Source organism: Streptacidiphilus sp. P02-A3a, assembly GCF_014084105.1.
GTDB lineage: Bacteria > Actinomycetota > Actinomycetes > Streptomycetales > Streptomycetaceae > Streptacidiphilus.
The window spans coordinates 4401337-4414070 of the sequence record NZ_CP048289.1; the positions used below are offsets into that span (position 1 = coordinate 4401337).

Consider the following 12734-nt stretch of genomic DNA (forward strand, 5'->3'; position numbering starts at 1 on the left):
CCCAAGGTCCGTAGGACGAGTACTGCGGTGAGGGGGTCGGTACAGCGTGCGCGTCGTGGTCGGCCCCGGGGGCCGACGGCCTCAGCGCGTCGTTCGGTCGGCCAGCTGGACCACGGCGCCCGCGACGGCGCGGGTGACCTCCGCCGCGAAGTCCAGGTCGAGGGTCGCCAGGGTGTCGGTCGCCTGGTGGTAGTGCGGATTGCGCAGGTTGGCGGTGTCCGTGATGAGCAGACCCCGCCGACCGGTGCGCCAGTAGGGCAGGTGGTCGCTGCGCGCGGCGTCCCTGAGCAGGCCCCCGAGCCGTTTGATCGGGTAGATCCGCAGCCCCGGGACGTACGTCCGGGCGCTGCGCTGCACCGCGTTCGCGAACGGCAGTGACCGCAGGTCGGCGATGAGTGCGACGAAGTCGCCGGTGGTCGGCGGCGAGAACACCCCCGGGATGCGCAGCGGACTACCCTGCGCGCCGGGGCGCCGGTCCCGGAATCCGATCATCTCCAGCACGATCAGGCCCTCGACGGCCTCGCCGTCGGCGTCGAGGTCCGCCACGTGCGAGCGGCTGCCCAGCATCCACTCCTCCTCCTCGCCGAAGAGGCAGAACCGGACGCCGCGTTCGCGCGGGCCCAGCGCGTGGAGCACCCGGGCGGTCTCCAGCACACCGGCGACTCCGCTGGCGTTGTCGTCGGCGCCGGGGCTGCCCTGCACGGAGTCCCAGTGCGCGCCGACCTCCACCAGCGGCGCGACGCGGTCGCGGCCGGGCAGCACGGCGAACAGGTTGACCTGGTGCGGCGCCTCGCCGTACGGCTTCTCCACCACCTGGTAGCCGTAGTCGGAGAGTTCGTCGCGCAGGTGGCGCAGCGCGTGCTGGACGTTCTGCTCGTCCTCGCGCCAGCGCGGTCCGGTCGCCGTCAGCGCGCTGACGTGCCGCTCCACGTCGGCCGGGGTGATCCGGGACAGCGCGTCCGCGAGCTTCGGGTCGTGGGGCGTACGCACCGCGAGTTCGCTGATGGTGTCGGCGGCGTGGCGGCGGATCTCGCTCCAGCCGGGCAGGTACTCCCGCAGCTTACGGAGCTTCATGCGCCGCCTCCGGCAGCTGCCTCGATGCCCTCGGCGCCGCCGGCCACGGCCGCCAGGGCGCGGGCGGCGGCCTGTTTCGCCTGCGCCCGGACCACCAGCGGGGACACAGCGAACCCGGCCAGCAGGAAGACCCCGGCGATGACCAGCCAGCCCGCGGCGCCCTGGTCGATGCCGAGGTAGGTCGTGGCGGCCGGACCGGCGGTCTCCGCGAAGGCCATGCCGAGTGCGTAGACGCCGAGGTACTCGCCGCGGGCGTGGTCCGGGGCGAGACCGTAGGAGATGCCCCAACTGCCCGCCATGGCGAGCAGTTCACCGGCGGTGAGCAGCAGCACCGCCACCACCAGGCAGAGGATGGTCAGGGCGGTGCTGTGCACCGCGACCGCGGCGGCGATCCCGGCGCAGGAGAGGGCGAGGAACACCCCGGCCCGGCGCTGGGCCCGAGCGCCGCCGTCGACCGTGTCGGCGTTGCGGCTCAACCGCACCTGGAAGACCACGACCAGCACGGTGTTGGCGGTGACGAAGAGACCGGCCAGGGCCCTGGGGATGCCGTGTCCGGATACGATCAGCAGCGGCAGCGCCAGGGTGAGCACGATGCCGTTGATGCCGAGCAGACCGTTCATCAGGGTGAGCAGGACGAACGGGATGTCCTTGAGCGCCGGTGCCTTGGCCGCTCCGACGGGGCGGGGCTGCGGCGGCATGGAGGGCAGCGGGATCAGGGTGGCCGCGGCGAGCAGGTACGAGGCGGTGTTCCCGGCGATCACCATCTCGCAGGCGAAGTGCGAGCCGTCGGCCAGCGCCCACGCGGCCAGCGCGGAACCGCCCGCGAAGCCGGCGTTGAACACCGAGCGCAGGTAGGCGCGTCCGGCCACCCGGCGGTCGGGCTCCAGCACACCGGCGATCAGCGCCGACCGGACGGTGCTGGCCGCCCGGATGGCCAGTGACGTCGCGCTGGCCACCAGGACGAAGCCGAGGAAGGAGTGCACCAGCGGATAGAGGCAGAAGAGCGCGGCCTCCGCGAGGTGCAGCAGGAACAGCAGTCTGCGGGTGTCCACGCGGTCCGCGAGCCAACCGGTCGGTACCGAGGCGCCGAGCGTGACCAGCCCCGCTATGGAGAACCCGACGCCGACCTGAGTGGCCGTCAGTCCGACCACGCGGACGAAGAAGGCGACGCCGCCGGTGAGGAACAGCCCGGTCCCCAGTGAGTCGACCAGGTAATTGACGGCCATGGGCCGCGTCGCCCCGCGGGCGGGGAGCAAGGAGGCGAATGACGGCACAGCGGAGTGTCCTTCCGGCAGGGCGTGACAGTTCGGGGGATCTCCCGGTCTCGGCAACAGGAGGGCGGCCAGTGGCACGGCCGACGGCACTCTCGGAAGCTGCATCGACGAACTCGTCGGGCGAAATCACGAGAATCCAAAAACGCCCGATCCCCCGGTTTTCCGATCGTAGAGCCGCCGTCATCGACGGTCAAGATCCTCTGGGCCCGGATTTGACGGACCGTGGATTGGCGGTCCGGTCCGCTTTCGCCCGGCAGGACCGCCGAGTTCACGGGGCGAAATACTCCGCCTGCGCTGCTCAGGGGCTCGGCGGGGTCGCTCGGCGCGTACGGCCGGCCTGGTCGGGGGGTGGACGGCCCCACTGCGCACGGGAGTTGGCTGGTTCCTAGGCTCCTGGCTGTGGGGGCCGATCGAGGCGGAAGGAAGTCATGTGACCCGATATGCACCGGATCACCGTGTCTGTATGGCCCGGTAAGGAGCTGTTCATCAGCACATCGGCGCTACTCACCCTTTCGGGCATCTGCCCATCATTTGCGACGACTGGTGTGATCAGTCGTGAATGTCACGGTACTGGTGAGTAAAAGTGGCGAGATGGGGACTATCTCCGGCTCACGTGGTCGTGTACCGTTCATGTCGGAGGAGGTCGGGATGGCCTCTCCGTCGGGGGCGGTGCGGGGACTTAAGACGTTCTTTTCGACGTTTTCCCCTGGTCGTGTTCTCGCATTCCGAGTGCGACTTTCCGTGACTTCTCGCCCCCTTCTTCTGGTGCTGACGGAACTGGGCTAGAGGCAACAATGTTCGATGACGAATCATCTGCTGTTCTCCGTGTTGTGGTGAACGGCGAGGAGCAGTACTCCATCTGGCCGGTCGACCTCGCACTCCCCGAGGGCTGGCGGGAGGAAGGGGTCCGCGGCTCCCGCGAGGAATGCCTCGCGCACGTGGAAGCCGTTTGGACCGACATGCGTCCGCTCAGCCTGCGGGGCTGACCGGCCACGCCTGCTTCTGGAAGGAGAGCCGCGGTGATCGGCACCCGCCAAACCCGGTCCTCCCGATGGTGGACCGGTCGATCCGGCCAGGCGGCCGAGCGGACCCTGGTCTGTCTGCCGTACGCCGGAGGTGGCCCGCAGACCTACCAGGACTGGGAGGGCTTACTGCCGACGGCGACCTCGGTGCTCGCGGTGACGCCCCCCGGCCGTGGCCGCCGATTCGGCGAAACCCCCTGCCGTGACGTCCCGTCAATGGTGCTGCCACTCACCGGTGAGCTGGCCGTGACCCTCGACGGTCCGTACACGCTGTTCGGACACAGCCTCGGGGCGACCACGGCCTTCGAGTTGTGCCGGGAGATCCGTCGGCGCGGGCTGCGCGGACCCACCGCCCTGGTGGTCTCCGGACGCCAGGCACCGGACCTGCCGTGGACCGAGGCGCCGATCAGCGGCCTGCCCGACGCCGAATTCGCCGACGCGCTGCGCGAGCTCGGGGGAACCCCCGAAGCCGTGCTCCAGCAGCCGGAGTTGATGCGGATCCTGCTGCCGTCACTGCGGGCCGACTTCGCGATCGTCGAGGCCTACCGCTATCAGGACGAGGCGCCACTGGACATCCCGATCCTGGCGCTGGCGGGCACCGACGACCGGCGCGCGCCGGTGCGGCGGATGTCGGGTTGGGCCAGGCAGACCAACGCCTCCTTCACCCTGCGCACGGTACGCGGCGGCCACTTCTTCGTGGACACCGAGCCCGCCGTCGTCACCGGTCTGCTGTCAGCCGTCGTCTGAACGCCCGGCCCCTCATCCTCGCGAGGCCACCGCCCGTCGGCCTGCCGGTCCGGCCGCGCGTCGGCCGCGCCCGGCCGCGGACCGCCCCGGCCGTACCGGCCGTACGGCCGCCGAGCCGCAAGTCATCCCGTTCTGCTCGTCATCCCTGGGGGAGAGTTCGTGAGCAAGGCCATCGACATGACATCGCCCGCGGACGCGAGCACGCTGGTCGCGGTGCTCCGACGTCGGGCCGAAACCCAGCCGCGGCGACGGGCCTTCGGCTTCCTGACGGTCGCCGGGGGAGCGGTCGAGGAGCTGAGCTACGCCGAACTGGACCGGCGGGTGCGCGAGTTGGCTGCCCGGCTGGAGGCCGAGCAGCCGGTCGGCAGCCAGCTGCTGCTGATCTTCCCGCCCGGCCTCGACTTCGTGGTCGCCTTCTTCGCCTGCCTGTACGCGGGCATGGTGGCGGTGCCGATGCCCCTGCCGACCAGTCGGAAGCGCGCGCAGCGCCAGCTCGCCGCCGCGGCCGACGCCCGGGCCCGGGTCTGGCTGACGGTCGCCGCCTCCCGGCGGATGCTGGACGAGCACGCGGCGCAGGCCGACGCCGGACCGGTCACGGTGCTCACCACCGACGGGCCGCCCACCCACCGGGCCGACGAGTGGTCCGAGCGCTGTCCGGACCCCGCCGACCTCGCCTTCCTGCAGTACACCTCCGGCTCGACCGGGAATCCCCGCGGGGTGATGGTCACCCATCGCAACCTGATGGCCAACGCCGAGGCGATCCGGGAGAAGTTCGCCCTCACCGAGCAGGACTCGTCGGTGATCTGGCTGCCGCCGTTCCACGACATGGGCCTGATCGGCGGCCTGCTGCAACCGGTCCACACCGGGTTCCCGGCGCTGCTGATGCCACCGCAGACGCTGATGCGCGACCCCGCGAGCTGGCTGGAGGCGATCTCCGAGCACCGGGCGACCGTCAGCGGCGGTCCGAACTTCGGCTACGCGCACTGCGTCCGGCACATCGACGCCGAACGCGCCGCCGCCCTCGACCTCAGCAGCTGGCGGGTGGCGTTCAACGGCGCCGAACCGATCCGCGCGGAGACCCAGGACAGCTTCGCGGAGGCCTTCCGGGGAGCGGGCTTCGACCCGCGCGCCTTCTTCGCCTGCTACGGGATCGCCGAGGCCACGCTGCTGGTCACCGGCACCGAACGGGGCGCGGGCGCCCGGGTGCTGGCCGTGGACGGCGACGAACTCGCGGTGCGCCGACGGGCGGTCCCGGTGGCCCGGGGCGGCCGACGGCTGGTCAGCTGCGGTACCCCGGCGACCGGCCACCAGGTCCTGATCGTCGACCCCGAGCACGGGCGGGAGGTCGCCGACGGCGCCGTCGGCGAGATCTGGGTCAGCGGGCCGAGTGTCGCCCGCGGCTACCTCGACGCCCCGGAGGCGACCGCCGCCGCGTTCGGCGGCCGAGTGGACGGCATGGACGGCGCGGACGGCGCGGACGGCATGGACGGCGCGGACGGCGCGGACGAGGACTTCCTGCGCACTGGCGACCTCGGGTTCCGGCACCAGGGCGAGCTCTACGTCACCGGGCGGGTCAAGGACCTGATCGTGGTGCGCGGCCGCAACGTCCACCCGCAGGACGCCGAACGGATCGCCGCGGCCGGCCGTCCCGCACTCGATCCGGACGCCGCGGCGGCCTTCGGCTACGAGGAGGACGGCGCCGAGGCCCTGGGGATCGTCCTGGAGGTGGACCGGCACAGCCCGGCCGAGCTGCTGGCCTCGCTCGCGGACGGCGTGCGGACCGCGGTCACCGCCGAACTCGACGTGTCCGTCGGCGCGGTGGTCTTCACCCGGCGCGGCGGCGTGCCGCGCACCACCAGCGGCAAGATCCGCCGCCAGGCCTGCCGCGAGCAGTGGCTGCGCGGCGAACTGCCACGGGTCGGCGCGGCGGACCCCGCCCCGGCCGCCCCGGTCGGCGACGTCCGCGCCGTGCTGGCCGACGTGGCGCGGCTGTCGCGGAGCGCGCTGGACGACGCCGCGGGCATCTTCGACCTGGGCCTGGACTCGCTGGGCGTGGTCAACCTGCGGCTGCGCATCCTGGCCGAGCTGGGCGCCGACCTCGCCCTGTCGACGCTGCTCGCCGGGCCGACCGTGGCCGAGCTGGTGGCCGCCGTCGCCTCCGCGCCCCGGGCCGCCACCGTGCCGGAACCGACCGAGGACCACTGCAGCGGGGCCTCCCTGGGCCAGGAGGCACTGCTGCTCGCGGACGAGCTGGCCGGTGCGGACGCCCCGTACGTCGTCGGCCGCGCGGTCAAGGTGCTCGGAGCCTTCCGCACCGAGGACTTCCTGGCGGCGGTACGGGCGGTGGTGGACCGCCACCCGGCGCTGCGGACGGTGTTCGTACCGGGCGACGAGGCGCTGACGCGCGTCGCGCACCGGCAGCTGCCGCCGGAGCTGGCCGTGATCGACGCCCGGGAGGACGGGGCCGGGCCGGACGGGCCCCGGCTGACCGCGCTGCTGGCGGACGCCGCCTGCCGCCGGATGGACCCGGCCACCGGCCCGCTGGTCCGGGTCACCGTGCTGCGCACCGCCGAGACCGAGGCGGTCGTGGTCTTCGCCGTCCACCACGCCGTCTGCGACCTGCGCTCGCTCGGACTGCTGCTGCTGGAGGTCGCCGCCGGGTACCAGTCGGCCGAGGCCGTCCGCCGCGACGAGCCGGTCGCCGAGGCCCACCACACCGCGTACGGCGCGTTCGCGGCCGAGCAGCGCCGACTCGCGCTCGCCGGGACCGACGCGCGGGACCGCCTGGGCCGCTACTGGCGGACGGCGCTGGACGGGGTGCCGCTGGAGATCCGGCTGCCGATGTCCCGGACCGCGCTGGGCACCGCCCGCGGCGCGGTGGAACGCTTCGTGGTGCCCGCCGACCTCTCCGCGCAGGTGCACGACTTCGCGCGGGCCCACCGGCTGACGGTCAACGCCGTCCTCCAGACCGCCCTGCACGCGCTGCTGCACCGGCTCACCGGCGAGGACCGGATCGCGATCGGCACGCCGTCCGCCAACCGGGGCCGGACCGCCTGGTTCGACGTGGTCGGCTACTTCGTCAACGTGCTGCCGCTGGTCAGCAGCCACCGCCCGGGGACCGGCTTCGCGCGGGCCGCCGCCGACCTGCAACTGGCCCTGGGCACCGCGTTGGAGCACGGCGAACTGCCGTACGCCGGTATCCTCCAGGCGGCCGACCGGTCCACCGACCGGTGCAACGTGCTGGTCGCCTACCAGAGCCTGCGGTCCGAGCACGCGGCGGACATCGCCCGGATCGCCCTGGAGGACCCGCGACTGCCGGTCCGGGTCGGCGGCCTCACCATGCTGCCGGTGCCGCTGCCGCGCCGGGACAACGCCTTCGACCTCACCATGAACCTGGCGGACGCCGGGGCCGAGCTGCTCGGCAACGTCGAGTACCGGGCGGACCTGTTCGCCGCCGCCGACGTCCGGCAGTTCGTCGGGCACTACCTGGGCCTGCTGCGCTCCGCCCTGGCCGACCCGGCCCGCCCGGTCGCCGACCTGAGCCTGTCCGGCACGCCGCAGTCGACGCTGCCGGTACTCGCGGAACCCGCCGCCGCCGGGGCCTACGACGAGACCGGCCTGACCGGGCTGGTCGACCAGTGGGTCCGGCGCACCCCGGAGGCCACGGCGGTGACCGACGGCCACCGCACCCTCAGCTACCGCGAACTCGACCTGGCCGCCGGGCGGCTGGCCGCCGAACTGGTCCGGCGCGGCGTCGGCGTGGAGTCCGTGGTCGGCGTGCTCACCGGTCGGCGGGCCGACACCGTGATCGCGCTGCTGGGCGTGCTGAAGGCAGGCGCCGCCTACCTGCCGCTCGACCCCTCGCTGCCGGACGACCGGCTGCGGTGGATCCTGGACCGGGCCGCCGCGCCGCTGGTGGTCGCGGCCGGAGAGGCACGGGAACTGCCGGACGGCCTCCCGGTGGTCCCGGCCGAGCCGCAGCCGCGGCTGCCGCCCCCGCCCCCGGCGCCGGTGCGCCCGGACAACCTCGCCTACGTGCTGTTCACCTCCGGCTCGACCGGCCGCCCGAAGGGCGTCGCACTCACCCACCGCAACGCGGTCTCGTTCCTGGCCTGGGCCCGGGAACGGTTCGGCACGGAGCTGCGCGCGGTGCTCGCCGCCACCTCCTTCTCCTTCGACCTGAGCGTCTTCGAGGTCTTCGGCCCGCTCAGCAGCGGCGGCACCGTCGTCCTCGCCCGGGACGTGCTGGTGCTGGCCGAGGGCGAGCCGCAGGCGCCGGTCACCCTGGTCAACACCGTGCCCTCGCCGCTCGCCGAGCTGCTGCGTACCGGGCGGCTCCCGGACAGCGTCCGGACCGTGAACCTGGCGGGCGAGCCGCTGCCGCGACCGCTGGCCGAGGCCGTCCTGAGCCACCCCGCGGTCGAACGGCTGATGAACCTCTACGGGCCGACCGAGGCCACCACCTATGCCTGCGAGGCGGAGATCCGGGCCGACGACCCGGGCGAGCCGCCGATCGGCCGGCCGATCTCCGGCACCCACGCCTACGTGCTCGACGCCCGGCTGCGCCCGGTCGCCCCCGGCGTACCCGGTGAGCTGTACCTGGGCGGCCCCGGCCTGGCCCGCGGCTACCTGCGCGCCCCCGGGCTGACCGCCGACCGGTTCCTGCCCGACCTGAGCAGGCCCGGCCAGCGGATGTACCGCACCGGCGACGTGGTCCGGGTCGACGCCGACGGCGTGCTGCGCTACCTCGGCCGCTCCGACGACCAGGTGAAGATCCGCGGCTTCCGGATCGAACCGGAGGACTGCGCGGTGGCGCTGCGCCGACACCCGGGCGTCGCGCACGCCGCGGTACTGCCCCGGGAACTGCCCGGCACCGGACCGGCGCTGTGCGCCTGGGTGGTCCCGGCCGAAGGAAGCACCCTGGAGCCCGACGAGGTGCGGGCGTTCGCCCGCACCCAGCTGCCCGCGTACATGGTGCCGTCGGCGGTCGCCGTGGTGCGGCGGCTGCCGCGGACCCCCAACGGCAAGCTCGACAAGCGCGCGCTGGCCACCCCGGAACCCCCGGCCCGGACCGGTGCGACCGCCCCGAGCGGGCCGGTGGAGCGGCGCCTGCTGGAGATCTTCGCCGAGCTGCTGGCCCGAAGGGACTTCGGCGTCGAGGACAGCTTCTTCGACCTCGGCGGCCACTCGCTGCTGGTGGCGCGGCTGGTCTCGGAGATCCGGCGGGCCTTCGACGTGGCGCTGCCGCTGCGCGCGGTCTTCGCGCACCCGCGGGTCCGGGCGCTGGCCCCGCTGGTCGCGGGCGCGGCCGGGCGGAGCACCGACGCCGTCCCGCTGCGGCCGGTGCCCAGGCAACCGGTCCCGGCCCCCTCCTCGGCGCAGGAGCGGATGTGGCTGGTGCAGCAGATGATGCCCGGCAGCACCGCCTACAGCGTCGTCGGCGCCGTCCACGCGCACGGCCCCCTGGACCCCGCGCTGCTGCGCCGCGCCCTGGCCGAGGTCGGGCGGCACCACGAGGTGCTGCGCACCCGGCTGCTGCCCGGCGACGGCGGCGTCCGGCAGGTGATCGACGACGAGGCCGGATCCGGCTGGACCGAGGAGTCGCTGGAGCGGCTTCCGGAGTCCGAGCGGACAGCGGCGGCGGTGCGGCGGATGGCCGAACTGGCCGCCCGCCCGGTGGACCTGGGCGGCGGTGAACCGGTCCGGCTGGTGGTCCTGCGGCTGGCCGCCGACGAGCACCTGGTCGGGCTGGTCAGCCACCTCGCCGTGATGGACGGCTGGTCCTCCGGCGTGTTCTTCCGGCACCTCGCGCTCGCCTACCGCTCGCTCTCCCGCGACCAGCCGCCCGGACTGCCGGAACTCCCGGTCCAGTACGCCGACTACGCCGCCTGGCAGCGGACCTCGCTGGCGCCGGTCCGGGGGGAGCTGCTCTCCTGGTGGACCGAGCGGCTGGACGGCCTGCCGCCACTGGCGCTGCCCGCCGACCGGCCCCGGCCGCCGGTGATGGGATTCCGGGGCGGGACCGTCCCGGTCAGGTTCGGCCGCGCCCTGCGGGAGCGGCTGGCCGGCCTGGGAGCCGACCGGGACGCCACCCTGTTCATGGTGCTGCTCACCGCGTTCGGCACCGTGCTGACCCGTCACAGCGGCCAGCGGGACTTCGCGGTGGGCACCCCCATCGCCGACCGCCCGCTACCCGAACTCGACCAGGTCATCGGCCCGTTCACGAACACCCTGCCGATCAGGCTGGACCTCTCCGGCGATCCGTCGTTCGCGCGGCTGCTGGACCGCACCCGGGAGCGGGCACTGGAGGCGTACGCCCACGCCGCGCTGCCCTTCGAGACCCTGGTCGGCGAGCTGGGCCTGGCCCGCGACCTGAGCCGCACCCCGGTGTTCCAGACCATGCTGTCGCTCCAGGACGACCCGCTGGGCGGGCTCGACCTGCCGGGCGTGCGCAGCGAACGGCTCGACGTGCCGCACGGCACCGCCCGGTTCGACCTGCTGCTGGCGCTCTCCGACGGCCCGGCCGGGCTCTTCGGCGCACTGGAGTTCAACCAGGAGGTCTTCGACCGCGAGACGGCGGAGCAGCTGGTCACCCACCTGACGGCGGTGCTGGAACGGGCGGTGGCCGATCCCGGGACCAGCATCTCCCGGATCCCGCTGCTCGGCGCCGAGCAGACCGCGCGGATCCTGCACGAGTGGAACGACACCGCCGCGCCGCAGCGGCCCGCCGCGATCCACACGCTGTTCGACGAGCAGGAGGCGAGGACCCCGGAGGCGGTCGCGGTCGCCGACTCCACCCGCAGCTGGACCTACCGCGAACTGCGCCACCGGGCGGAGGACGTCGCCCGGGAGCTGCTCCCGGTGCCGGGCCGGGACGTGGCCGTACTGATGGGCCGCTCGGCGGCCTCGGTGGCGGCGGTACTGGGCGTGCTGAAGGCGGGCAAGGCGTACGTGCCGATCGACCCGGCCTTCCCGGAGGGCCGGGTCAACGGGATCCTGGACATCTGCGGGGCCCGCTGCCTGGTCACCGACCCGGAGCAGCTGGCGCGGGCCGAGGCGCTGGCGGCCGACCGGCCGGGCACCCGGGTGCTGCTGGTCGACCCCGACGCCGACCCCGACGCCGGATCGGCTTCGGCCCCGGGCCGCGGTGAACTGCCGCTGGTGGCACCGGAGTCGGTCGCCTACACGATCTTCACCTCCGGCTCCACCGGAGTCCCGCAGGGCGTCGTGCTCCAGCACGCGGCCGTGGTCAACACCCTGCGCTGGGTGGTCGACAGCCTCGGCTTCGGCCCCTCCGACCGACTGCTGTGGGTCACCTCGCTCAGCTTCGACCTCTCGGTCTTCGACATCTTCGGCACCCTCGCCGCGGGCGGCCTGATCCGGGTCGCCGAGGCGGAGGAGCTCGCCGAACCCGCGCGGCTGGCCGAGTTGCTGGTGGGAGGCGGGATCACCGTCTGGGACTCGGCACCGGCCGCGCTCCAGCGGCTGCTGCCGGCCCTGGAGCGGCGCGCGGCCAGGCCCGGCGACCCGGCGGTCCGCCTGGTCATGCTCAGCGGCGACTGGATCCCGGTGACCATGCCGGACCGGCTGCGCGAGCTGCTGCCCGGCTGCCGCGTCCGCGCGCTCGGCGGGGCCACCGAGGCCGCGATCTGGTCCAACCACTTCCCGGTGGAGCGGGTCGACCCGGCCTGGACCAGCATCCCGTACGGCCGCCCGATCCAGAACGCCCGCTACCACGTGCTGGACCGGTGGATGCAGCCCTGCCCGGTCGGCGTGCCCGGTGACCTGTACATCGGCGGCGCCTGCCTGGCCCTCGGCTACGTCGACCCGAAGGTGACCGCGCAGCGGTTCCTGCCGGACCCGCACAGCGGCCGGGCCGGTGAACGGCTGTACCGGACCGGCGACCTGGCGCGCTACTGGCGGGACGGCACGCTGGAGTTCCTCGGCCGCTCCGACCAGCAGGTGAAGATCCGCGGCTTCCGGGTGGAGCCCGGCGAGGTGGAGGCGGTGCTGCGCCGCTGCGCGGACGTCCGCGAGGCGACCGTCGTGGTCCGCGACGACCTGCCGGGCGGCCGGTGCCTGGTCGGCTACGCCGTCCCGACCGAGCGGCGCAGCCTCGACGAGGGGCAGCTGCGCAAGGAACTGCGCGCGCAACTGCCCGAGTACATGGTGCCGACCCACCTGGTCCTGCTGGACCGGCTGCCGGTGACGGCCAACGGCAAGCTCGACCGGCGGGCGCTGCCCGCCCCGGTCCTCGGGTCCGACGGCGTCGGCTTCCTCAGCCCGCGGGCCGGGACCGAGCAGGTCATCGCCGGGATCTGGAGCCGGATCCTCGGCGTGGAACGCCCCGGAAGCCGCGACAACGTCTTCGACCTGGGCGGCAACTCGCTGCGCCTGGCCGAGATGCACGTCCGGCTCCAGGAGAGCTTCGGCGAGCGGATCCAGCTGGTCCACCTGTTCGAGAACCCGACGATCGAGGGCCTGGCCCGAACCGTCGACGGCCTGGCGGCCGACGGCCCGGCGGTCGCCGAGACGGCGGCCGACCGGACCCAGGACCGCGCCGAGCGGCAGAAGCAGGCCATGCAGCGTCGGCGCGCCCCGCGCCGCGCGGAGTGAG

Annotated in this window: 5 protein-coding genes; 3 read left to right on the forward strand and 2 right to left on the reverse strand. The window is 74.0% G+C overall.

The genetic code is table 11. From position 1 onward, the window contains the following. Positions 1–81 precede the first annotated feature (81 nt). The gene (locus GXP74_RS19120; RefSeq protein WP_182452664.1) at positions 82–1074 is read right to left on the reverse strand and encodes a M20/M25/M40 family metallo-hydrolase; all 993 of its coding nucleotides are present in this window, start codon (positions 1072–1074) and stop codon (positions 82–84) included. Beyond that, positions 1071–2300, reverse strand: a complete 1230-nt coding sequence (locus GXP74_RS19125) for an MFS transporter (RefSeq protein ID WP_182452665.1) — start codon at positions 2298–2300, stop codon at positions 1071–1073. The genes GXP74_RS19120 and GXP74_RS19125 overlap by 4 nt, the downstream gene beginning before the upstream one ends. An 842-nt stretch (positions 2301–3142) precedes the next feature. On the opposite strand from GXP74_RS19125, the gene GXP74_RS19130 reads away from it, so the two are divergent. The 3 genes from GXP74_RS19130 (at position 3143) to GXP74_RS19140 (ending at position 12733) form a co-directional block, all read left to right on the forward strand. Next, complete coding sequence (locus tag GXP74_RS19130; protein WP_182452666.1) at positions 3143–3334, forward strand: MbtH family NRPS accessory protein; 192 nt, start codon at positions 3143–3145, stop codon at positions 3332–3334. Between the two features lie 33 nt (positions 3335–3367). Further along, entirely contained in the window at positions 3368–4117 is a 750-nt protein-coding gene (locus GXP74_RS19135; protein ID WP_182452667.1) for a thioesterase II family protein, read from the forward strand. 159 nt (positions 4118–4276) lie between these two features. Then, positions 4277–12733 (forward strand): non-ribosomal peptide synthetase, encoded by an 8457-nt coding sequence (locus tag GXP74_RS19140; RefSeq protein WP_182452668.1) that lies wholly within the window; start codon positions 4277–4279, stop codon positions 12731–12733. Position 12734: the final 1 nt, after the last annotated feature.

Bases quoted from the DNA above. Each gene is read 5' to 3' on its own strand.
- GXP74_RS19130 (WP_182452666.1), top strand. From the start codon at position 3,143: ATGTTCGATGACGAATCATCTGCTGTTCTCCGTGTTGTGGTGAACGGC.
- GXP74_RS19125 (WP_182452665.1), bottom strand. From the start codon at position 2,300: ATGGCCGTCAATTACCTGGTCGACTCACTGGGGACCGGGCTGTTCCTC.
- GXP74_RS19120 (WP_182452664.1), bottom strand. From the start codon at position 1,074: ATGAAGCTCCGTAAGCTGCGGGAGTACCTGCCCGGCTGGAGCGAGATC.